Raw genomic sequence first — 23,795 nt, 5'->3', positions numbered from 1 at the left:
ACTGTGGCGTCGTCAGCTACTTTCACCCACCCCGGTCACATAGCTGGCTATGCTCCCGGGGATGGGCTCAATTGTTGCCTAGCCACATCACCAACTACTTTAAGCAAAACTTATAATTTTGTTTTTTTAAATATTCCGATATTTGAAATACGTAGAGCAAGTCAGTGACTTTAGTTCAAGGAAAACACGCGGAGCTTATGACCATAAGTGAGCATGTTTGACACAGAAATAAAGGCTCTGGCGCAGCTATAAGGATTTTAAAACATGAATGTACTTATTATTGGTGCCGGCGGTCGTGAACATGCACTAGGCTGGAAAGCGGCACAGAATCCAAATGTTGAAACTGTTTTCGTTGCACCTGGCAACGCAGGGACAGCGCTTGAGCCTAAACTCGAAAACGTCGCTATCGGTGTAGAAGACATTGAAGCACTTGTCGCATTTGCCAAAGAAAACGCCATTGAGCTGACCATTGTAGGCCCTGAAGCGCCGTTAGTTATCGGTGTCGTCGATGCCTTCCGTGCAGCTGGCTTACCTATATTTGGTCCAACAGAAGCTGCAGCTCAGCTTGAAGGCTCTAAAGCGTTCACAAAAGATTTCTTAGCACGTCACGCCATTCCTACAGGGGCTTACGCTAACTTTACAGAAATTGAACCTGCGTTAGCTTACGTTCGTGAACAAGGCGCACCAATTGTTGTTAAAGCAGATGGTCTTGCGGCTGGTAAAGGCGTAATCGTTGCGGTGACATTGCAAGAAGCGGAAGATGCCATTAAAGATATGTTGGCTGGCAATGCATTCGGTGAAGCAGGCAGTCGAGTGGTTATTGAAGAATTCCTAGACGGCGAAGAAGCGAGCTTCATCGTGATGGTCGACGGTAAAAACGTTCTACCAATGGCTACCAGCCAAGACCACAAGCGTGTGGGCGATAAAGATACAGGTCCTAACACCGGCGGTATGGGGGCATACTCTCCAGCTCCTGTCGTCACTCAAGAAATCCACAACCGCATCATGGAAGAAGTTATTTACCCTACCGTGAATGGCATGGCTTCTGAAGGCCACCCATACACAGGTTTCCTATACGCAGGTCTGATGATCGACAAAGACGGCACGCCAAAAGTGATTGAGTACAACTGCCGCTTTGGTGACCCTGAAACTCAGCCTATCATGATGCGTATGGAATCCGATCTTGTAGAACTGTGTTTAGCTGCAATTGACGAAAAGCTAGATCAAGCAGAATCTAAATGGGATTCACGTGCGTCTATCGGTATTGTATTGGCAGCGGGTGGTTATCCTGCAGCTTACAATAAAGGCGATGTGATCTCAGGTCTTCCTCAGCAGGAAACCGCAGGCGAGAAAGTATTCCACGCAGGTACAGCAAACAAAGATGGCGATATTGTAACAAACGGTGGCCGCGTTCTTTGTGCAACCGCTCTGGGCAATAGCGTATCGGAAGCACAGCAACGTGCTTACGAGCTTGCAAAACAGATTCGTTGGGAAGGTGTATTCCACCGCAGCGACATTGGTTACCGAGCGATTGCTCGTGAGCAAGAAAAATAACGTTTCACGCGTTTAAAAATAACAAAGGCACTCAGTGAGTGCCTTTTTTATATCTATTATTAGCAGATAGTTTTTAGCGGTTAGTTTTGAGTTTATTTGTAGCTTAGTTCTGCTCGATAAACGACGGGCGCTTAATACAATCCTGATTATCCTCTGACAGCATCAGCAAATCATTCACAGAAAGCGTTTTAAGCTCTTTTTGACCGATAAACGCTACATAGCTATCTACTGTAGATAAACGATTAACCACGAAGCTTGGGAGTGTCTGATTAAAGGCTAACTTTTCGTACTCCCTGTCATCACAGGTTTCAAATGTTTCGCCATCCCAATACCCTTGGACAAGCTCTAGATTATCTTTGTCTTGGGCTTCCGTTGTTTCAACAACAAAGTTTGCTTCTTGCTGATAACGTTCGATTTGCTTCTCAGGAATAGGCAGAACTTTACCATCTAACCTTAACTGTTGATAAACAGCCTCACCAGAAGCACTAAATCGTAAATGGACACGATAAGGCACGAGCTCTTGCTCGTCATTGGTTCGATAACCTTCTCGAATCAACTCACGCAGTACGTCCCCTTGCCAAGCATAATCGGTCCGGTAGTAACCGTAATCTCCAGACGTCACATAGTCAGCAGCCGAATAGGCACTGCCTAGCCTTTTGGTAAACCAATAAAAGCTTGTGGAATCCCCAATAGACTGCCCACCAGAATAATAAGAATACTGGTTAGCTTGAGGTACGTTAGAACTTGAAGAACAGCCAACTAGCGTGGCGAGTAACAGAGGTGCGTAAAAGTATCGCTTCATAAAATAACTACGCCGAGTAAAAACTCGGCGTAGTATAGATTAGTTCACTGATTCTTTCAGCGCTTTACCAGCGACAAATGCCGGAACATTCGCTGCTGCAATTTGAATCTCGTCGCCAGTCTTAGGATTGCGACCAGTACGAGCTGCACGATGGTTTACTTTGAATGTACCAAAACCGATAAGTTGAACCTGGTCACCCTCTTTAAGAGCTTCAGTCACTCCACCAAGAGTCGCTTCAAGAGCTGCTTTTGCTTGTGCTTTAGATAGATCAGCTTTTTCTGCGATGAAGTCGATGAGTTGGGTCTTGTTCATTAGGTTTCCCTTCTTGTATGTTTTTCGAAATCTAATTCACTGTAATCCATAAATGCCTGTTGTGGCAAAGGTTTGTCACCTCACTTTCGCTCTTCTGCCGATTTTTTAGCCGGATTATGAGCTTTACCTCACAATTTGTTACGAGTTTTCTCACTCTTGAGCTTGTTTTTCTCCTGTTCAGAACCGATTTATAACTTAGTCGATAGTTAGTTTCCATTGGGATTCTATTGATATCGACGCTAACAATTGATTGTAGGAAACTATGTTACTGCTCGCTTTATATGTCTCCATTGCGATTGGAGTGTCATTTATCTGCTCAGTTTTAGAAGCGGTATTATTGAGTATTACCCCCAGCTATATTGCCCAGCTTCGACAACAAGGCCATCCGTCGGCTCAAAAATTGTATGAATTGAAGGAGGACATAGACAGACCACTTGCCTCCATCTTGACGCTCAATACGATTGCTCACACGATTGGCGCCGCCACAGCAGGTGCACAAGCTGCTGTTGTATTTGGTAGCCAATGGCTTGGCGTATTTTCCGCGGTACTTACGTTCGGTATTCTCGTCTTCTCTGAAATTGTTCCTAAGACCATAGGTGCAACATACTGGCGACAGCTTGCACCATCAGCGGCAACGACACTCCGTTGGATGGTATGGGCATTGACACCCTTTGTTTGGTTTTCAGAACAGATCACCAAACGTCTAGCGCATGGGCATCAAGCACCCAAAATGCGTGACGAACTGTCTGCCATGGCGATATTGGCGAAAGAATCAGGGGAATTTGCAGAAGGCGAATCTCGTATTTTGCATAACTTACTGAACATTCAAGATGTGCCTGTTACTCAGGTAATGACGCCACGCCCAGTTGTTTTTCGCGTCAATGCTGAGATGACGATCAATGAGTTCTTAGAAGACCATAAAGATACGCCTTTTTCTCGCCCATTGGTTTACAGCCAACAAACCGACAATATCCTTGGCTTTGTCCATCGATTGGAGCTATTTAGAATGCGTCAATCTGGCGAAGGTGAGAAACAGTTGGGGGCAGTGATGCGTCCTATCCACGTAATCTTAAACAATAAAGGGTTACCGAAAGCGTTTGACCAAATGATGGCGCAGCGCGTACAGCTCTCTTTAATTGTGGATGAATACGGCACGATTCAAGGTATCGTGACTCTTGAAGACATCTTCGAGTACTTACTCGGCGAAGAAATTGTCGATGAAGCAGACAAAACAAGCGACATGCAGTTCTTAGCCAACCAGCGCTGGGAAAAGTGGAAAGAAACGCATGGCGTAATTGAAAGTCGGGATGACGACGATGAAGCAGAACCGCCAATTGTCGAAAGCACCGATAAAAATCAATAACTCATCAAGGCTCCGATTGGAGCCTTTTTCATTTTGGTACTAACTAAACAGCGCGAGTTCTGAAGAGACATGCTGCGGTGTTAATACTTCAATAGCGATGGATTCAGGTTCGATTAGCATCATCAAATTCGCCAGCGAGCTCTTTTCTGCCATTAAATGGTTTGAGTTGTGTGCATCTTCCGCCGATTCCCAATAATAAAGTTGAAGCCAGTTTCCTTCTTCGCTCAACGACAATGTTTCATGGATAAACCCGGGTAAATCTTTCAAATCTACAAGCATGGATTCAACTGATTGAATCATCGCTTTATTTGTCACGTCTTCTTTTGCTTTCCAACTGACAGTTTCGATAACGTAGCGTGGAGTACTCATTAGGGGGCCTTATGTATGAAAAAACATCGACATTCTAGTTGTTGTCATTTTGGAAATAATCATCAAAAATGGAATGTATGTGTTTCTATAATGGAACGAAAAGGTGGCGAACTTTAAACACGCAGTACTATTTCGAAAAGTGGTTGAGTTAGGCTCGATGGCGAGTGCAGCCAAGGCTTTAAATGTGACTCCATCCGTTATCAGTAAACGTGTAGCGGAACTTGAGGATAGTTTAGGCGTACAGTTATTGATTCGAACAACTCGAAAACTTGAAGTGACTGAGGCGGGTGAATACTTTTACCAAACGTTTTGTCAAATAGATGGAGATTGGGAAGAACTGATAACGGAAGTGACAAGGTTGGGCGAACGTCCTGCTGGGCGACTAACCATTGCTGCGCCTGCACTCGTTCATTCTCGGGTATTAATGGGCTCGCTGAATTCGTTTTCGATGCTGTATCCAGATATTTTGTTCGATTTGAAAGGTGTGGATTACGAAGATATCCCAGTGAAGCACGCCGACATATCCCTTTCTAGAGATGTAGAGACATTGAACTCGGCAATGTTTGTTCGAGTACCACTGTACTCTTACTATAATCAACTCTTCGCATCTCCGGCTTATTTGGCAAAATATGGTAGTCCCAAAACGCTGGGCGATTTAGCACAGCACCAGTGCCTTGCTTATGGTCAGCACACTTCAACATCAACGTGGGTATTTAAAGAGGGGGAAAGCGTCAATTTTTCTCCGTACATGTGTTCCGATAATACGGAGATACTGATTCAGGCCGCTATAAATGGGCAGGGGATCATTTATGTACCCGAATTGATTCTAAAAAAAGAGTTAGCTCAGACCTGGCTAGTGCATCTCAATATTCAAGGCAGTGAAAGTAAGTTATTTGAATTTGTCGCCTACTACAGAAAACAGTCCCATCTTCCGCGAAAATGCCGAGTTTTCTTAGATTTTCTAAAGCGTCAAAATGGCAATGGGCAGTAGCGAACGCGCATCTACAAATCGCTCACATTAAAAAGGCTCCAATGAGGAGCCTTATTTTTTTAGTCGTGAGTGAGTTCTATCCCTATGTTACTGATAGGGTCATCGCGAAGTTCTTGACGCAAATCCTTTATCAGTTCGATGTCTCTCTCTTCCGTCTCTTTTAAAGGACGGAATATTGCCCACTGCACATCCCACTCTGCGCACACGGCTTCATTTTCTTTCTGGTTTTCGTTCGTTATTTCTTCACCAGTCTGAGCTTCTTCCAATTGTGCTACGGTATTAACAGACTGCTCGCTGACTTTAAGCATGGACTCAAACAACGTATCTCGGTCCAGCAAACCATGTAAAAGTGTTGATAAAGCGATGCAGGCATCAACCGCAGGGTAAACACCATAGAAATCAAACTCATCAGTAGATGGGATAAGTTCTTCTAGCTTTTCAAGTTGACGCTCAAAATTTACTTTCGCACTTTTAACCGTGAGCATCTCCCAAACACTGTCTAAAATATCTTTGTAGACACGTGATTCTGCAAACTCTGTATTCTGGCAAAAAGCCGCATAATTGGGGTACATACGCTCGCAAAGAGACGCCATAAACGTAATTTGCTGCCAAGGTTCAAACTTTTCTAGGCGAATCTGGAGTGGGTTCTGTAACATGGTGACTCAACGATTGTAGGAAAAGACAGCGGAAGTGTACTTGATTCGCCAGAGGGAAAAAAGCAAGCCTATGAATAATTTTACCAACAAATTGTACATCGCATCGAAAGATCATGCTGAATACACTTCAATGCTCAAGAACGCACAGCTAGACGACCTTGTCATTACTCAAGACAAAAGCCTCGCTAACATTGTATTGGCTGATCCCCCTTTGGTTGCCCAAGATTTAAACCAATTTTCTAAGATGGAATGGTTGCAATCTACCTTCGCTGGTGTGGATGCTTTGGTGGCAAGCGGTCTCAGACAAGATTACGATCTTACTAATGTAAAAGGCATTTTCGGTCAGCAAATTTCTGAGTATGTAGTTGGCCACACGATCAATTATTTCCGCCACCTATTTACGTATCAGCAACAACAATTGAAGTCTCAGTGGCAACCTCACCCTTATCAATCTCTAGACGACAAATCGATATTGATACTTGGAACAGGTGATATTGGGTGCCACCTTGCTAAAGTGTGTAACGCATTAGGCATGAAAACCGGTGGCGTCAATCGTACAGGGATCCCAGCAAAGGCTTCCCCTTTTAAATACACCTTTCACGTCGGTGAATTCCGGTCTGCCGTAAAAGATGCCGATATCATCGTTAGTACCCTCCCTTCAACAGAAGATACGCGTGGTTACTTGAACTCCGCTAGGCTAGCGCATGCCGATAACGCATTACTCTTTAACGTAGGGCGTGGAGATGTGCTTGTGGAAGACGATTTAATTCCGGCTATTGAAAATGGTAACATCGCTCATGCGTTCCTCGATGTATTTGAGCAAGAGCCTTTGGCAAAGTCTTCCCCATTTTGGCTACACGATAAAATCACCGTTACGCCTCATATTGCAGCCGTTAGTTTTCCTCATCAAGTTTTCGATCAATTCAAAGAAAACTACTTAAGATGGTATGACGGGTTTAAACTGCAAAACTTAGTAGACTTCAAAAAAGGTTACTGATCGATGAGTGAGCTCACTGCGCTTCTCAACGATATTCGACAATGTAAATTATGTGAGCCCGAACTGCCTCTTGGCGCTAATCCAATTATTCAAGCCTCTGAAAGTGCGCGCTTACTCATTATTGGTCAAGCTCCTGGCACAAAAGTGCATCATTCTTCCATCCCTTGGAATGACCCCAGTGGCGATAGGTTAAGAAAGTGGTTAAACATAGACAAGGATGTGTTCTACGACGCATCTAAGATTGCCATCATGCCAATGGGGTTATGCTACCCAGGAAAGGGAAGGAGTGGCGATCTTCCACCAAGAAAAGAGTGCGCACCACGTTGGCATGCATCCGTTTTGGATAACCTTCCGAACATTGAAATGACACTTCTAATTGGGCAATACGCTCAACAGCACTACCTTCAAGATAGACCAAAGACGTTAACTGACACCGTTAAAGATTGGAAAACATGGGCACCTGAATATTTACCACTTCCCCACCCCTCACCAAGAAACACCTTGTGGCTCAAAAGAAACCCTTGGTTCGAAGCTGAAGTTGTCCCTTTCATACAGCAGACTGTTTTACAAGCTTTATACCCAAGTGGCCTCAAGATACAGGATTCAGAGCCTAATATTCTTTTTCAATTCAAGGAAAAGGACGCAGCGGAATGACGAATCCTTTCCAAGTTCTTTGACGATGAATTGGGACAGAATATAGGCTCCCAAGGGCGAGCTTAACTGGCTTTCATACTGCGTTACCGATTTTTGATTTAGAGTCACTAGATCTTCAAATCGGTGTCTTGTCTGAAAAGCCAGTTCATTCTCGCTGAACCAGCATCTTGAGGTTACTTGGGTATATAGCATTTGGATCATAATGATCTAAACACCCTAAAAGCTACACGTATTGATCCGACAGAAGAAAAAGCAGCCTTAACAGATTGAAATGAAATAACAAAATAAAGGTGTGCAGCTATTTTACTAATTGGTCTACCATGATCTAAATACTTTTATGCATGTACAAAAAAGCGCGCCTGCTAAGCAATGCGCGCTTGATACATATACTAGCTTGCTAAAAATAATACATAGTTACTTGTGGTAGGGCTTAGACAGCTCATGCACTGCTTCAACAAACACACCAGCGTTTTCTGGTGGCACGTCAAGGTGGATACCATGACCAAGGTTAAAGACATGACCAGTGTTGCCCTCGCCAAAGCCTTCCAGAATAGTCGCTACTTCTTGGCGTATTCGATCTGGCTGAGCGTACAGCATTGAAGGGTCCATATTTCCCTGAAGCGCAACTTTATCACCAACACGCTTTTTCGCGTCTGAGATATTGATGGTCCAATCAAGACCTACAGCATCACATCCCGTCGCTGCAATAGACTCTAACCACATGCCGCCGTTCTTAGTAAACAAAGTAACAGGAACACGTCGACCATCGTTTTCACGAATCAATCCATCCACAATCTTGTGCATGTAACGCAGTGAGAACTCGTTGTAATCACGAGGTGTCAATACACCGCCCCAAGTATCAAATACCATCACAGACTGAGCACCAGCCTTGATTTGAGCATTCAAGTACTCAACAACGCTATCAGCCAGCTTATCTAGCAGCAAATGAAGTGTTTGCGGTTCTGCGTACATCATCTTTTTAATTTTGGTGAAAGCTTTTGAACTTCCCCCTTCGACCATATACGTAGCCAGTGTCCATGGACTGCCAGAAAAGCCAATTAGAGGTACTTCACCTTGAAGATCTTTGCGAATTTGGCGCACAGCATTCATGACATACTGAAGCTCACCTTCAGGATCAGGGATGCCGATTTTATCGACATCGGCTTTGCATGTGATTGGGCTGCTAAACTTAGGACCTTCACCCGTTTCAAAATAAAGCCCGAGCCCCATTGCGTCCGGAATGGTTAGTATGTCAGAAAACAGAATGGCTGCATCAAGTGGGAAACGACGCAAAGGCTGGAGCGTCACTTCTGAAGCCAGCTCGGCATTCTTGCAAAGTGACATGAAATCCCCTGCTTCAGCGCGAGTAGCTTTGTATTCAGGAAGATAACGACCTGCTTGACGCATCATCCAGACAGGCGTGTAATCGACAGGCTCTTTTAGAAGAGCTCTCAAGTAGCGATCGTTTTTTAATTCAGTCATTCCGGCTTCTTAAATCTGTTGGAAAGTCGCTATTCTACCACTTATCTCCATTATGGAAATCTGGGCTTTGCAACCTGGATCATGTTATTAGCGATAAAAATCAATGTGAAATTGATTCATTAGAGAGCGCATGTTACAAATTTGATCGCTAGCGAAAACTATAATAACTGGGTATATGAATACTCAGTATCTCATAACGACATCTTACTTACCCCTCCGGTCTGACCGGAGGTTTTTTTTACTCTAAAGATCAAAAAATTATGTACTTTCAATCACCTGAGTGATTAACGCTTTGGCGATCGTGCCTTCAGGTGCAACCTCCGGTAGCTGATTAAAATCAAACCATTGAGCATCCACCAGCTCAGTTCGATCTATTTTGATTTCTCCACCAGCGTACTCAGCAGTAAATCCCATCATTAAACTGCTCGGAAATGCCCACGGCTGGCTACCAAAATATTTTATATTGGATACTGTAATCCCCGTCTCTTCTTCCACTTCCCGTGCTACACACTGCTCTAGTGTTTCTCCGACTTCAACAAACCCCGCTATCACCGTATACATACTACCTTTGTGACGATTATGCTGAGCAAGCAACAACTGGTCCCCTTTTCGAACCGCGACTATGATGCAGGGAAATATCCGCGGATAATGTAACGTCCTACAATCAGAACATTGCATGGCGAGTTGATTGCAATTTAAGTGATTCCGTCCCCCACACTGAGGGCAAAACCTCAAACTTTGGCTCATGTGACCAAATTGAATTGCTCGGCTTATCAGCAAAAAAAGTTCTTCCGGCAAATGAAGTAAAGATCGCAAAGAGATTAAATCAAGGGTTTGCTCTACATCTTGGTGGTTCAACCAAACCAATTTTTTCCCTTGATAGCATCCGATTTGATGAGCATTCTCAGCCTGTAAATTCAATGAGCTAGCACAGCCAAAAGGTAATTTTCCATCTTTCAACCAGACATCGCTACCTTCCACTACACACCAATATACTGACTCTTCATTTTTGAGCATGCCTAACCCTCTTTGCTTGAAGTTCAACCATTTTACTGGCAATCTAATTTCTTACCAGAGTTTGTAGCTCAGTAAGATCCGATCTATAAATTCTATATAGAGCAAGAGATTGCATTTTAAATGGACTCCTCTGGTTTCAGAGGCTTAGATTGCTGATTGGCTAGTAATCAGATCATGAGGACATGGTCATGCTGAATAAATTCAAACAAGTACAAGAACAGTGGGGTGGCTCCAGCGAAGTCATCGATCATTGGCTGGATACACGTCAATCGCTGGTGGTGGAATATTGTAAACTTGCAACTCCGCAAACTGCAAAGGGGACGGCTGTTTCTGGTCTGCCTTCTCCTGACGTTTTACAACACTTCTGCCAGCATCTGGTTGACTACATCTCTGAAGGTCATTTCAAAATTTACGATATGGTGATGGATCGCTGGAAATCGACCGGCTACTCACCCACTGATGATATCAACGACACTTACGGTAAGATCGTTCTCACTACCGATCCTTTACTGAATTTCACCGATAAATACGCAACGGTCAATGAAGATGATCCGTTAAAGGAATTAGAAAGTGAATTGTCATTGATTGGGGAAATTTTAGAAACGCGCTTTGAAGTTGAAGATCAGCTCATTCAGCTGATTGCTGACAGCCTAGCCGTACCTCCTGGTGCTTAGCTGTTCCTTGGTTAAGTACCTTGACTAGGTAACGTAGTTCCTTGGCTCGGTGTTAAGTAGCTCCTTGGTAGTTTAGTCTCTTAGGGCACTTGTGGCTATGATTGGGCATTGAGTTCACTGTATACCCATATCGCGGAGTGAATTCTTTCTCTTAAATATTTCAGACATAAAAAAGGCACCTTTCGGTGCCTTTTTCTTATCTTAGCGATGATTACTCTTCAGTAGAGAAACCTGCGTTTAGAAGCGCTGCTAGGTTGTCTGTCGCTTGCTCAGCTGAAGGACCTTGGTCTTCACGTTGCTTTTGACGCTCCTGATGGTAGGCGAAACCAGTACCAGCAGGGATTAGACGACCAACAATTACGTTCTCTTTCAGGCCACGAAGGTCATCACGCTTACCAGAAACCGCTGCTTCTGTTAGTACACGCGTTGTCTCCTGGAACGAAGCCGCAGAAATGAACGATTCTGTTGCCAAAGAAGCTTTGGTAATACCAAGAAGCTCACGCTCATAGCGAACCTGCTCTTTGCCTTCAGCTTCTAACTGACGGTTAGCAATCTTAACCTGAGAGTACTCAACCTGCTCACCAGGTAGGAACTCAGAGTCACCAGCGTGAGTTATTGTACACTTACGTAGCATTTGACGAACGATTGTCTCAATGTGCTTATCGTTAATCTTAACCCCTTGCAGACGGTATACTTCTTGAACTTCGTTCGCGATGTATTCTGTTACTGCACGGATACCACGTAGACGTAGAATATCATGCGGTGCTTCTGGACCGTCTGCGATAACATCACCACGTTCGATCTTCTCACCTTCAAACACGTTCAACTGGCGATGCTTAGGAATCATTTCTTCATAAGCTTCACCACCCTCACGAGTGATCACTAGGCGACGCTTACCTTTCGTCTCTTTACCAAAGCTCACAGTACCTGTGTGCTCAGCAAGGATTGCAGGTTCTTTTGGCTTACGTGCTTCAAACAGGTCAGCAACTCGTGGAAGACCACCAGTGATATCTTTGTTACCACTTGATTTCTGAGGAATACGTGAAAGTGTGTCACCCACACCCACTTCCGCACCGTCTTCTAGTTGTACGATTGCTTTACCAGGTAGGAAGTAGTGAGCTGGCATATCTGTACCAGGAATCATTACATCGTTACCTGCAGCGTCAATCAGCTTAACTGCTGGACGCATGTCTTTACCTGCAGAAGGACGAGCCGCTGCATCGGTTACTTCACTTGAAGAAAGACCTGTTAGATCATCAGTTTGACGAGAAACAGTCACGCCATCGATCATGTCCACAAACTGGATACGACCTGCCACTTCAGTGATGATTGGCATGGTGTGCGCTTCCCAGTTAGCAACAGTTTCGCCTGCATCTACCGGGTCGTTGTCTTTCTTACTTAGGATAGAACCGTAAGGCAGTTTGTGCTTCTCTTTTGTACGACCGAACTCATCAATGATGGTAAGTTCTGAAGCACGAGAAGTAATCACTAGCTTATCGTCTTTGTTGGTTACAAACTTCGCGTTGTGAAGCTTGATAGAACCTTTGTTCTTCGCTTGGATGCTGTTCTCAGCTGCTGCTGTCGAAGCCGCACCACCGATGTGGAACGTACGCATCGTAAGCTGTGTACCCGGCTCACCGATAGACTGAGCAGCGATAACACCAACTGCTTCACCTTGGTTCACTAGGTGACCACGTGCTAGGTCACGACCGTAACACTGTGCACAACAACCGAAATCAGAATCACAAGTTACTACAGAACGTACTTTCATCTTATCAACGGAGTTTTCGTCGATAATCTGACACCACTTCTCATCAATCAGAGTATTACGTGGAATCAATACGTCTTCTGTGCCTGGCTTCACGATGTCTTCAGCAACAACACGACCAAGCGCAAGCTCTGTCAATGCTACTTTAACGTCACCACCCTCGATGTGAGGCATCATGTCGATACCTTCGTGAGTGCCACAATCGTGTTCGTGAACAACCACATCCTGAGCAACGTCTACTAGACGACGCGTCAAGTAACCGGAGTTCGCTGTCTTAAGTGCGGTATCCGCAAGACCCTTACGAGCACCGTGAGTAGAGATAAAGTACTGAAGTACGTTCAGACCTTCTTTAAAGTTCGCGGTGATTGGTGTCTCGATGATTGAACCATCTGGACGTGCCATCAGACCACGCATACCGGCAAGCTGACGAATCTGCGCTGCAGAACCACGAGCACCGGAGTCGGCCATCATGTAGATACTGTTGAACGATTCTTGCTGCTCTTCTTCACCGTCACGGTTAATCACTGTTTCAGAAGACAGGTTATCCATCATTGCTTTCGCAACACGGTCGTTCGTAGACGCCCAAATATCGATAACTTTGTTGTATCGCTCACCCGCGGTAACAAGACCAGATTGGAACTGCTCCTGAATTTCGCGAACTTCTTCTTCTGCGTCAGAAATTTCAGTGTACTTCGCGTCAGGTACAACCATGTCGTCGATACCAACAGATACACCAGACATTGCCGCGTAAGCAAAACCTGTGTACATGATTTGGTCAGCGAAGATAACCGTGTCTTTCAATCCAAGCTTACGGTAAGCCTCGTTAAGAAGCGTTGAGATTTGCTTCTTACCAAGCTTTTGGTTTACTAGGCTGAATGGAAGACCTGATGGCACGATTTGCCAAAGCATTGCACGACCGATAGTAGTATCTACTAAACCAGTATTTGTTGTGCTGTTGCCGTCTTCATCAACAACGGTTTCAGTAATACGTACTTTTACACGAGTGTGAAGCTCAACAGAATCCGTGCGGTATGCTTTTTCAGCTTCCTCAGGACCAGCAAGGTACATGCCCTCGCCTTTTGCGTTGATCTTGTCACGAGTCATGTAGTAAAGACCCAATACAACATCCTGAGAAGGTACGATGATCGGATCACCTGACGCTGGCGACAGAATGTTATTCGTCGACATCATCAATGTACGTGCTTCAAGCTGCGCTTCCAGAGTTAGAGGTACGTGTACCGCCATCTGGTCACCATCAAAGTCGGCGTTGTATGCCGCACACACTAGTGGGTGAAGCTGAATCGCTTTACCTTCGATAAGTACTGGTTCAAACGCCTGGATACCAAGACGGTGAAGTGTTGGTGCACGGTTAAGCAGTACCGGGTGTTCGCGGATAACTTCGTCTAGGATATCCCAAACGATCGCTTCTTCGCGCTCTACCATCTTCTTAGCTGCTTTGATTGTCGTCGCCATGCCACGAGTTTCTAGCTTGCTGTAGATAAATGGTTTGAATAGCTCAAGTGCCATCTTCTTAGGAAGACCACACTGATGTAGGCGTAGGTATGGACCAACTGTGATTACAGAACGACCAGAGTAGTCTACACGTTTACCTAGAAGGTTCTGACGGAAACGACCTTGTTTACCCTTGATCATATCAGCAAGAGATTTCAAAGGACGCTTGTTAGAACCAGTGATCGCACGACCGCGACGACCGTTATCTAGAAGGGCATCAACAGACTCTTGCAGCATACGCTTTTCGTTACGTACGATGATGTCTGGAGCCGCTAGCTCTAGAAGGCGCTTCAAACGGTTATTACGGTTGATTACACGACGGTAAAGGTCGTTCAGATCAGACGTCGCAAAACGACCGCCATCTAGTGGAACTAGAGGACGTAGATCTGGCGGAAGCACAGGAAGAACCGTTAGGATCATCCACTCTGGGTTGTTACCCGATTGAATGAACGCTTCAACGATTTTCAGACGCTTAGTTACCTTCTTACGCTTGGTTTCAGAGTTAGTTGTTTCTAGCTCTTCGCGCATTTGCTCAGCTTCACGACCAAGATCCATTGTGCTTAGCAGATCTTTGATTGCTTCAGCACCCATCTTAGCGGTAAATTCATCGCCCCACTCTTCCAAGCGGTCTAGGTATTCTTCTTCTGTTAGCATCTGACCTTTTTCTAGATCAGTCATGCCTGGTTCTGTTACGACGTACATTTCAAAGTAAAGTACGCGTTCGATATCACGCAGTGGGATATCCATCAACAAACCGATACGAGACGGCAGTGATTTTAGGAACCAGATATGGGCAACAGGAGAAGCCAATTCGATGTGACCCATGCGATCACGGCGAACTTTAGTTTGTGTAACTTCAACGCCACACTTCTCACAGATTACACCACGGTGCTTCAGGCGCTTGTATTTACCACAAAGACATTCGTAGTCTTTAACTGGACCAAAAATACGCGCACAAAACAGACCATCGCGCTCAGGCTTGAACGTACGATAGTTGATCGTTTCAGGTTTTTTCACCTCACCAAAAGACCATGAACGAATCATGTCTGGTGAAGATAGACCGATTTTGATTGCATCAAATTCTTCGGTCTTATGCTGTGCTTTTAGAAAGTTTAATAAGTCTTTCACAATCAGCTCCTGTAAGGAGTTAAAAGGAGCTCACCCGCTAAAGTGAGCACCTTCTACCAAATAATCGCTTTTCTTAGCTCTTAATGATTCATTAAGAGGGAAAGAGATTACTCTTCGTCTTCTAGCTCGATGTTGATACCTAGCGAGCGAATCTCTTTCAACAATACGTTGAACGATTCTGGCATACCAGGTTCCATGCTGTGGTTGCCGTCTACGATGTTCTTATACATCTTAGTACGACCATTCACATCATCCGATTTCACCGTTAGCATTTCTTGTAGAGTGTAAGCAGCACCGTATGCTTCAAGTGCCCATACTTCCATCTCACCGAAACGCTGACCACCGAACTGAGCTTTACCACCAAGTGGTTGCTGAGTTACTAGGCTGTAAGAACCGGTTGAACGTGCGTGCATCTTGTCATCAACCAAGTGGTTCAGTTTCAGCATGTACATGTAACCGACAGTTACAGGACGCTCAAACTCATCACCAGTGCGACCATCAAACAGGCGCAGCTGACCAGATTCAGGCAAGTCACCCAACTTCAATAGCTCTTTGATTGATGCTTCTGGAGCACCATCGAAGATTGGAGTCGCGATTGGTAGACCACCACGAAGGTTCTGTATCAAAGTACGTACTTCTTCATCGCTTAATGCCGCAACATCGACTTTCTGACGCGTGTCACCCAGATCGTATACTTCTTGTAGGAAGTTACGGAACTTGTGCAGTTCTTGCTGTTCTTTCAGCATCTGGTTGATCTTGTCGCCAATACCTTTTGCAGCTAGACCCATATGAACTTCAAGGATCTGACCGATGTTCATACGTGACGGTACACCCAGTGGGTTAAGCACGATGTCTACCGGCTCGCCTCTTTCATCGTACGGCATGTCTTCAACAGGGTTGATCTTAGAGATAACACCCTTGTTACCGTGACGACCAGCCATCTTGTCACCAGGCTGAATACGGCGTTTAACTGCTAGGTAAACCTTAACAATCTTAAGAACACCAGGTGCTAGATCATCACCTTGGGTGATCTTACGACGCTTGGTTTCAAACTTCTTATCAAAGTCTGCTTTCAGCTCATCCCACTGCTCAGCAAGTTGCTCTAGCTGCGCTTGAAGATTTTCATCATCAAGGGACTGCTCAAGCCACTTCTTACGATCGATTGTGTCTAGCTTCGCTTCCGAGTAACCACCAGAAATCAATACTGCTTTAACACGAGCAAGAAGACCGCCTTCCAGAATCTGGAATTCTTCAGTCAAATCTTTCTTCGCTTCTTTAAGCTGCATTTGTTCGATTTCAAGCGCACGCTTGTCTTTTTCTACGCCATCGCGTGTAAAGACTTGAACGTCGATGATGGTACCGGAAACAGAGTTTGGTACACGCAGTGATGTATCTTTAACATCAGATGCTTTTTCACCGAAGATTGCTCGCAATAGCTTCTCTTCAGGTGTTAGCTGAGTTTCACCTTTAGGCGTTACTTTACCAACTAGGATGTCGCCACCCTTAACTTCAGCACCGATGTAAACGATACCTGACTCGTCCAGTTTAGACAGAGCAGATTCACCTACGTTTGGAATATCCGCTGTGATCTCTTCAGAGCCCAGCTTAGTGTCACGCGCCACACAAGAAAGTTCTTGGATGTGGATAGTCGTGAAACGGTCTTCCTGAACAACACGCTCAGAAACAAGGATGGAATCCTCAAAGTTGTAACCGTTCCAAGGCATAAACGCGATACGCATGTTCTGACCAAGCGCCAGCTCACCAAGATCCGTTGAAGGACCATCAGCAAGAACGTCACCACGTGCTACTGGCTCACCCGGTAGTACAGTTGGACGCTGGTTGATACATGTGTTCTGGTTAGAACGCGTGTACTTAGTCAGGTTGTAAATGTCGATACCTGCTTCACCAGGAACCAGTTCATCTTCATTTACTTTCACAACGATGCGTGATGCGTCAACCGACTGGATAACACCGCCGCGTTTAGCAACTGCTGTTACACCGGAGTCAACCGCTACGTTACGCTCGATACCAGTACCAACAAGAGGCTTATCAGCACGTAGAGTCGGAACAGCCTGACGTTGCATGTTCGCACCCATCAAGGCACGGTTTGCATCATCGTGCTCTAGGAATGGGATAAGCGATGCTGCCACAGATACAACCTGGTTTGTCGCAACGTCCATGTAATCAACTTGATCACGTGGGTGCAGACCAGATTCACCTTTTTGACGAGCTGTAACCAATTCTTCTACGAATGTGCCTTCCTCTGTTAGACCAGAGTTAGCCTGAGCGATGATGAATTGACCTTCTTGAATAGCAGATAGGTAATCTACTTCATCAGTAACAACCCCATCTACTACGCGACGGTATGGTGTTTCTAGGAAGCCATACTCATTACAACGCGCAAACGCAGATAAGGAGTTGATTAGACCGATGTTTGGACCTTCCGGCGTTTCAATAGGACATAGACGACCGTAGTGAGTTACGTGTACGTCTCGCACTTCGAAGCCAGCACGTTCACGAGTCAAACCACCAGGACCCAATGCAGAAATACGACGCTTGTGCGTGACTTCTGAAAGCGGGTTGTTCTGATCCATAAACTGTGAAAGTTGTGAAGAACCAAAGAATTCTTTAACTGCCGCAGAAATTGGCTTCGCGTTGATAAGGTCTTGAGGCATGATCGCATCAAGGTCGCCTAGACTTAAACGCTCTTTAACCGCACGCTCAACACGTACTAAACCAACACGGAATTGGTTTTCTGCCATTTCGCCTACGCTACGGATACGACGGTTGCCAAGGTGGTCGATATCGTCCACTTCGCCTTTACCGTTACGGATCGCGATAAGCTTCTTCATCACTTCGATGATATCAACTTCATCAAGTGTGCCTTGCTCTAGAGCGTCTTCGCGCTCAATAGAACTGTTGAACTTCATACGACCAACAGTAGATAGGTCGTAACGTTCCTCAGCGAAGAATAGGCTCTCGAATAGCGCTTCTGCTGCTTCTTTTGTCGGTGGCTCACCTGGGCGCATCATGCGGTAGATTTCTACCAATGCAGAGATGCGATCAGTTGTGCTGTCGATACGCAATGTATCTGACATGAACGGACCGTGGTCTAGGTCGTTTGTAAACAGCACTTCAAGCTTCTTGTGACCCGCTTGAGACAAGTTAGCCAATGCTTCTAGGCTAATCTCTTGGTTTGCACCAACAATAATTTCGCCAGTAGCTTCGTTGATGTAATCATTCGAAGATACTTTACCTACGATGTACTCGATAGGAACTTCAATGTAATCAACACCGTCTTTTTCTAGCTGACGAATGTGACGTGCAGTCACACGGCGACCAGTCTCGACGTAAGTCTTGCCGTTCGCTTCAATGTCAAATGACGCAGTTTCACCACGTAGACGATCAGGAACCAACTCCATAAGAAGAGTTTGGTCTTTCACTTCGAAATTCACTTTCTCGAAGAAGATATCTAGGATCTCTTCAGTCGTTTTACTCAGTGCACGAAGGATGATTGAAGCAGGTAGCTTACGACGACGGTCGATACGTACGTACAAGTTATCCTTAGGATCGAACTCAAAGTCTAACCATGAGCCACGGTAAGGAATAACACGTGCGTTGTATAAAACTTTACCTGATGAGTGGGTCTTACCCTTATCGCTGTCGAAGAACACGCCTGGGCTTCGGTGCAGCTGGGATACGATAACCCTCTCGGTACCATTAATTACGAAGGTACCATTGTCTGTCATGAGTGGAATTTCACCCATGTAGACTTCTTGTTCTTTAATGTCTTTTACAGTACCTGCTGGCGCATCTTTATCAAAAACAACTAGGCGCAGTTTTACACGTAGTGGCTTTGAGTAAGTGACGCCGCGAATTTGACATTCTTTAACATCAAAAACTGGCTCACCAAGACGGTAGCTAACGTATTGCAGCTCAGAATTGCCGTTGTAGCTCTGAATTGGAAACACAGAACGAAAAGCAGCTTCAAGACCGTATTGTCCTTCAGGATCCTGTTCGATAAATTTGTCGAACGAATCGAGCTGGATCGATAGCAGGTATGGAATGTCCAAAACTTGTGGACGAGTACCAAAGTCCTTACGGATGCGCTTTTTCTCGGTATAAGAGTAAACCATGGGGTTCCTCAGCTCGCTGATAAGTGACCCAAACTGTCCGCCCATTCCTAGTTACTTAAGGAGGGGTAAGGGACAGTGACTAAACAACTGTTTACTGTAGAACGAATTAGCAAGGTTGCTCATTCGTTTTTTTGCATGGATAAAGGCGCTTAAACAGCAGGAAAATTCGCCTATACCCTACAGCGCAAAAAGGCCGGTGGTCAATAAACCACCAGCCATTAGCCTGTCGGCTAAGAAATTAAGTAATAATTACTTAACTTCAACAGAAGCACCAGCTTCTTCTAGTTGTGCTTTAAGAGCATCAGCTTCGGCTTTGTCAATACCTTCTTTCAGAGGTGCTGGAGCGCCGTCAACTAGACCTTTAGCTTCTTTAAGACCTAGACCTGTAGCGCCACGTACTGCTTTGATTACAGCAACTTTGTTACCGCCAACAGCAGTTAGGATTACGTCAAATTCAGTTTGCTCAGCAGCAGCTTCGCCACCAGCAGCGCCACCAGCTACAACAGCAGCTGCAGCAGTAACGCCGAATTTTTCTTCCATAGCTTCGATAAGCTCAACAACTTGCATTACAGACATTTCTGCAACTGCGTCTAGGATTTGCTCGTTAGTAATAGACATAACAATTCTCTTTTAAGTCAACAATAAGTTTATTTTGCAACCAGTAAAAAGCAAGCCTTAAGCTGCTTCTTCTTTTTGATCGCGGATAGCAGCGATAGTACGTACCAGCTTGCCAGCTGAAGCTTCTTTCATGCACATCATTAGGCGTGCAATTGCTTCGTCGTAAGTTGGTAGTGTTGCTAGTACTTCAGCGTCAGTTACTGCGCCTTCAAATGCAGCAGCTTTAATCTCGAAGTCAGAGTTCTCTTTTGCGAAGTCTTTAAAAAGACGCGCCGCAGCACCTGGGTGCTCGTTAGAGAACGCGATTAGAGTAGGACCAGTGAAAGTGTCTACAAGACACTCATAGTCAGTACCCTGAACCGCACGACGTGCTAGCGTGTTACGCACGACTTTCATGTAAACACCCGCTTCACGAGCTTGTTTACGTAGAGAAGTCATTGCGCCAACGTTAACGCCACGAGAGTCAGCTACAACTGCAGAAAGTGCACCACTGGCAGCTTCGTTGACTTCAGCAACAATTGCTTGTTTGTCTTGAAGGTTTAAAGCCATCTTGGATTTACTCCTGGTTGTCGTTACACCACTCACATCAAAATGAAGTGAGAGTTAAAACGGTGCAGTTCCAGAAGAAAGGCTATCTATTAAAAAGTCAGCTTTCTTTAGGTTCGGACACCGTCTACGTAGGTTTGATTAAGTCTGCTAATGCAAACGCCTACGGTCTTGGACGGAGACTTAGTCTTCTCGAAAGAAAAACTTAGCCCCAACCACAAATATTAGGCGCGAAATTATACATAAATTTCACGCCTAATCAAATTTATTATGCTGTTTGAGTGTTCAGGCTAGCCTGATCAACTGAAACGCCAGCACCCATTGTAGTAGAGATGCTGATTTTCTTCAGGAAAGTACCTTTCGCTGAAGATGGCTTAGCTTTCTTAAGAGCAATAAGAAGAGACTCTAGGTTCTCTTGAAGTTGCTCAGCTGAGAAGTTAGCTTTACCGATAGTCGTGTGGATGATGCCGTTCTTGTCGTTACGGTAACGAACCTGACCAGCTTTAGCGTTTTTAACTGCTTCAGCAACGTTAGGAGTTACAGTACCAACTTTAGGGTTTGGCATTAGACCGCGAGGACCTAGGATAGTACCTAGTTGACCAACAACACGCATTGCATCCGGAGAAGCAACAACTACGTCGAAGTTCATTTCGCCTTTCTTCACTTGCTCAGCAAGATCTTCCATACCTACGATATCTGCGCCAGCTTCTTTAGCTGCTTCAGCGTTTGCACCTTGAGTGAACACTGCTACGCGGATTTCACGACCAGTACCGTGAGGTAGTACAGTTGCACCACGTACGTTCTGATCAGATTTACGAGCATCGATGCCTAGGTTAACAGCAACATCTACAGACTCAACAAATTTAGCAGTCGCTAGTTCTTGAAGAAGTGCAACAGCTTCGTTGATTTCGTATTCTTTAGTTACGTCAACTTTTTCGCGGATTACGCGCATACGCTTAGTAAGTTTTGCCATAATATTAACCCTCTACCACTAGGCCCATTGAACGAGCAGTACCTGCGATAGAACGCTTCATCGCTTCGATGTCAGCACCTGTCATGTCTGCAGCTTTAGTTTCTGCGATCTCTTGAAGTTGAGCGTCAGTAACTGTACCCACTTTTTCAGTGTTTGGACGACCAGAGCCCGACTTAACACCCGCTGCCTTCTTAAGAAGAACTGCTGCTGGTGGAGTCTTTGTTTCAAAAGTGAAAGAACGGTCGTTGTATACTGCGATAACAACTGGGATCGGTAGACCTTTTTCTACAGATTCTGTTTTTGCGTTAAACGCTTTACAGAATTCCATGATGTTCACACCATGCTGACCTAGTGCAGGACCAACCGGTGGACTTGGGTTTGCCATACCCGCTGCAACTTGCAGCTTGATATAAGCTTCAACTTTCTTAGCCATGATATTTCCTAAATTTTGGGTTCAGACGCCGACCTGTTGGTAAGCTCCCCGTTAGATACAAACCTTTCTACTTCCTTCGAAGTAAAAAGGCGCGAAATTATAATCATAATCCGCGCCTTTAACAACCCTATAATAGGTGTTTTTTTAGTCAAGCTTATCGACTTGACCAAACTCGAGTTCAACCGGTGTTGCACGACCAAAGATCGATACAGACACTTTAATACGGCTTTTCTCGTAATCCACTTCTTCAACCGTTCCGTTAAAGTCAGCAAATGGTCCTTCGTTAACACGAACCACTTCACCAGCCTCAAACATCGTCTTAGGACGAGGGGCTTCGCTTGCTTTCTCAAGACGATTTAGAATTGCATCCGCTTCTTTATCAGAAATTGGAGCAGGACGATCAGAGGTACCACCAATGAAGCCCATGACACGCGGCACGCTGCGCACTAAGTGCCATGATTCATCATTCATGATCATCTGAACTAGGACATAACCTGGGAAGAACTTACGCTCACTCTTACGGCGTTGACCTGCACGCATTTCCACAACTTCTTCTGTTGGAACAAGAACTTCACCAAAAAATTCTTCCATATCGTGCATCTTAATATGCTCGCGAAGAGATTGTGCAACACGACCTTCATATCCAGAGAAGGCTTGAACCACATACCAGCGTTTTTTAGGAGCTTCACTCATGTATTAAAACCCTCAAACTCCAGTCGCTAGAGCAACCAAACGAACCATAATGCCGTCGATTCCCCAAAGCGCTAAAGCCATAACTATACTAACTGCTAATACAATCAATGTTGTTTGCATGGTTTCTTGGCGAGTTGGCCAAACTACCTTGCGAACTTCAACTTTTGCTTCATTTGCAAAAGTGATTGCTGCTTTACCTTTACCCGTTGTAGCGATAACAGCCAATGCAGCACCGACGAGTGCTACTGCACCTGCTGCACGGAATACTACGTTCAGCTCATACAATGTAAACTCTTCACCACCACCAAGAAGAGCGTTTCCAACAACAGCAGCGGCAAGCAGAATAACAGCGACAATCCACTTTAATGTATCTGCTGCATTTGAGCTATCAGGAGTTTCAGCATTTGCTTTCATAAAACCAACCTGTGACAAGTCTTAAATATAGACGACAACAACCCCGCTGTTGCAGGGCACATTCCATCGCATTGGAACCCAACGCATACCATGAAAAAAATGAGATCTTTTTCACAAAATTCTTTGCTTTGAGCAGAAAATGACAAACCTTGTCATTCATCTCTTTTTATAGCGCAGAAAAAGGGCATCAAATGATGCCCTTTTTACTAGCTGTTCGTCAAATCTTATTCAAAGATTTTCGCAACAACACCAGCACCTACAGTACGACCACCTTCACGGATTGCGAAACGTAGACCTTCATCCATTGCGATTGGAGCAATTAGAGTTACTGTCATTTGCACGTTGTCGCCAGGCATTACCATTTCAACACCTTCAGGAAGAGTGATGTCGCCAGTTACGTCCGTAGTACGGAAGTAGAACTGTGGACGGTAGCCTTTGAAGAATGGCGTGTGACGACCACCTTCGTCTTTAGACAGAACGTATACTTCTGACTCAAACTTAGTATGTGGGTTGATTGAACCCGGTGCAGCCAGTACTTGACCACGTTCAACTTCGTCACGCTTAGTACCACGTAGAAGTGCACCAACGTTCTCGCCCGCACGACCTTCGTCTAGAAGCTTACGGAACATCTCAACACCAGTACATGTAGTTACTGTTGTTTCTTTAATACCAACGATTTCTACGTCGTTACCTACGTTTAGGA

The 23,795-nt window shown here is 45.0% G+C and carries 21 protein-coding genes; 6 read left to right on the top strand and 15 right to left on the bottom strand.

Annotated elements, in window-relative coordinates:
* Positions 1-264: 264 nt before the first annotated feature.
* Positions 265-1,554 carry a phosphoribosylamine--glycine ligase gene (gene purD / locus VPNCDNU1_RS10575; RefSeq protein WP_104400303.1) on the top strand — a complete coding sequence of 430 codons (1,290 nt, stop codon included), beginning with the start codon at positions 265-267 and terminating at the stop codon, positions 1,552-1,554.
* A gap of 103 nt (positions 1,555-1,657) precedes the next feature.
* Here the strand turns inward: purD and VPNCDNU1_RS10570 are convergent, their stop codons facing one another.
* Entirely contained in the window at positions 1,658-2,356 is a 699-nt protein-coding gene (locus VPNCDNU1_RS10570) for a DUF1481 domain-containing protein (protein ID WP_104400302.1), read from the bottom strand.
* Positions 2,357-2,395: 39 nt separating this feature from the next.
* Positions 2,396-2,668: a nucleoid-associated protein HU-alpha gene (gene hupA / locus VPNCDNU1_RS10565; RefSeq protein WP_101114240.1), complete on the bottom strand. Its 273-nt coding sequence runs from the start codon at positions 2,666-2,668 to the stop codon at positions 2,396-2,398.
* A gap of 262 nt (positions 2,669-2,930) precedes the next feature.
* Here hupA and VPNCDNU1_RS10560 point away from each other — a divergent pair, with 262 nt between their 5' ends.
* Complete coding sequence (locus VPNCDNU1_RS10560; protein ID WP_104400301.1) at positions 2,931-4,031, top strand: CNNM domain-containing protein; 1,101 nt, start codon at positions 2,931-2,933, stop codon at positions 4,029-4,031.
* A 39-nt stretch (positions 4,032-4,070) separates the two neighbouring features.
* Here VPNCDNU1_RS10560 and VPNCDNU1_RS10555 read toward each other — a convergent pair whose 3' ends face one another.
* Positions 4,071-4,400, bottom strand: a complete 330-nt coding sequence (locus VPNCDNU1_RS10555; protein WP_104400300.1) for a hypothetical protein — start codon at positions 4,398-4,400, stop codon at positions 4,071-4,073.
* Between the two features lie 103 nt (positions 4,401-4,503).
* Here VPNCDNU1_RS10555 and VPNCDNU1_RS10550 point away from each other — a divergent pair, with 103 nt between their 5' ends.
* Positions 4,504-5,391 carry a LysR family transcriptional regulator gene (locus tag VPNCDNU1_RS10550; protein WP_104400299.1) on the top strand — a complete coding sequence of 296 codons (888 nt, stop codon included), beginning with the start codon at positions 4,504-4,506 and terminating at the stop codon, positions 5,389-5,391.
* Positions 5,392-5,450: 59 nt separating this feature from the next.
* Here the strand turns inward: VPNCDNU1_RS10550 and VPNCDNU1_RS10545 are convergent, their stop codons facing one another.
* A complete protein-coding gene (locus VPNCDNU1_RS10545; RefSeq protein WP_104400298.1) occupies positions 5,451-6,047 on the bottom strand; it encodes a YjaG family protein in 597 nt (198 codons plus the stop codon).
* Positions 6,048-6,117: 70 nt separating this feature from the next.
* Between VPNCDNU1_RS10545 and VPNCDNU1_RS10540 the strand changes: the two genes are divergently transcribed.
* A complete protein-coding gene (locus VPNCDNU1_RS10540) occupies positions 6,118-7,044 on the top strand; it encodes a D-2-hydroxyacid dehydrogenase (RefSeq protein ID WP_104400297.1) in 927 nt (308 codons plus the stop codon).
* Between the two features lie 3 nt (positions 7,045-7,047).
* Positions 7,048-7,698, top strand: coding sequence for a uracil-DNA glycosylase family protein (locus VPNCDNU1_RS10535; protein WP_104400296.1), 651 nt, complete (start codon positions 7,048-7,050; stop codon positions 7,696-7,698).
* A gap of 414 nt (positions 7,699-8,112) precedes the next feature.
* On the opposite strand, the gene hemE is transcribed toward VPNCDNU1_RS10535, so the two are convergent.
* Positions 8,113-9,180, bottom strand: a complete 1,068-nt coding sequence (gene hemE, locus VPNCDNU1_RS10530) for a uroporphyrinogen decarboxylase (protein ID WP_104400295.1) — start codon at positions 9,178-9,180, stop codon at positions 8,113-8,115.
* A 258-nt stretch (positions 9,181-9,438) separates the two neighbouring features.
* Positions 9,439-10,197, bottom strand: coding sequence for an NAD(+) diphosphatase (nudC, locus tag VPNCDNU1_RS10525; RefSeq protein WP_104400294.1), 759 nt, complete (start codon positions 10,195-10,197; stop codon positions 9,439-9,441).
* Between the two features lie 182 nt (positions 10,198-10,379).
* Between nudC and rsd the strand changes: the two genes are divergently transcribed.
* Positions 10,380-10,871 carry a sigma D regulator gene (gene rsd, locus VPNCDNU1_RS10520; RefSeq protein WP_174715136.1) on the top strand — a complete coding sequence of 164 codons (492 nt, stop codon included), beginning with the start codon at positions 10,380-10,382 and terminating at the stop codon, positions 10,869-10,871.
* 211 nt (positions 10,872-11,082) lie between these two features.
* Here rsd and rpoC read toward each other — a convergent pair whose 3' ends face one another.
* The 9 genes from rpoC to VPNCDNU1_RS10475 form a co-directional block, all read right to left on the bottom strand.
* Complete coding sequence (gene rpoC / locus VPNCDNU1_RS10515; RefSeq protein ID WP_104400292.1) at positions 11,083-15,279, bottom strand: DNA-directed RNA polymerase subunit beta'; 4,197 nt, start codon at positions 15,277-15,279, stop codon at positions 11,083-11,085.
* Positions 15,280-15,386: 107 nt separating this feature from the next.
* Positions 15,387-19,415, bottom strand: a complete 4,029-nt coding sequence (gene rpoB, locus VPNCDNU1_RS10510; RefSeq protein WP_104400291.1) for a DNA-directed RNA polymerase subunit beta — start codon at positions 19,413-19,415, stop codon at positions 15,387-15,389.
* 249 nt (positions 19,416-19,664) lie between these two features.
* Positions 19,665-20,033, bottom strand: a complete 369-nt coding sequence (gene rplL, locus VPNCDNU1_RS10505; protein ID WP_104400290.1) for a 50S ribosomal protein L7/L12 — start codon at positions 20,031-20,033, stop codon at positions 19,665-19,667.
* 57 nt (positions 20,034-20,090) lie between these two features.
* Positions 20,091-20,582: a 50S ribosomal protein L10 gene (rplJ, locus tag VPNCDNU1_RS10500; protein WP_101114258.1), complete on the bottom strand. Its 492-nt coding sequence runs from the start codon at positions 20,580-20,582 to the stop codon at positions 20,091-20,093.
* A 265-nt stretch (positions 20,583-20,847) separates the two neighbouring features.
* Positions 20,848-21,552, bottom strand: a complete 705-nt coding sequence (gene rplA, locus VPNCDNU1_RS10495) for a 50S ribosomal protein L1 (RefSeq protein ID WP_101114259.1) — start codon at positions 21,550-21,552, stop codon at positions 20,848-20,850.
* A gap of 4 nt (positions 21,553-21,556) precedes the next feature.
* Positions 21,557-21,985 carry a 50S ribosomal protein L11 gene (gene rplK / locus VPNCDNU1_RS10490; RefSeq protein WP_101114260.1) on the bottom strand — a complete coding sequence of 143 codons (429 nt, stop codon included), beginning with the start codon at positions 21,983-21,985 and terminating at the stop codon, positions 21,557-21,559.
* Positions 21,986-22,129: 144 nt separating this feature from the next.
* Positions 22,130-22,678 (bottom strand): transcription termination/antitermination protein NusG, encoded by a 549-nt coding sequence (gene nusG, locus VPNCDNU1_RS10485; protein ID WP_104400289.1) that lies wholly within the window; start codon positions 22,676-22,678, stop codon positions 22,130-22,132.
* Positions 22,679-22,690: 12 nt separating this feature from the next.
* The gene (gene secE, locus VPNCDNU1_RS10480) at positions 22,691-23,092 is read right to left on the bottom strand and encodes a preprotein translocase subunit SecE (protein ID WP_101114262.1); all 402 of its coding nucleotides are present in this window, start codon (positions 23,090-23,092) and stop codon (positions 22,691-22,693) included.
* 224 nt (positions 23,093-23,316) lie between these two features.
* On the bottom strand, positions 23,317-23,795 hold a 479-nt coding region (locus VPNCDNU1_RS10475), incomplete at its 5' end, for an EF-Tu/IF-2/RF-3 family GTPase (protein WP_272897573.1).

This window comes from Vibrio penaeicida (assembly GCF_002933855.1).
Taxonomy (GTDB): Bacteria; Pseudomonadota; Gammaproteobacteria; order Enterobacterales; family Vibrionaceae; genus Vibrio; species Vibrio penaeicida_A.
Note: the sequence above shows the minus strand (reverse complement) of the source record. Positions and strands in the feature narration are given on the sequence as shown.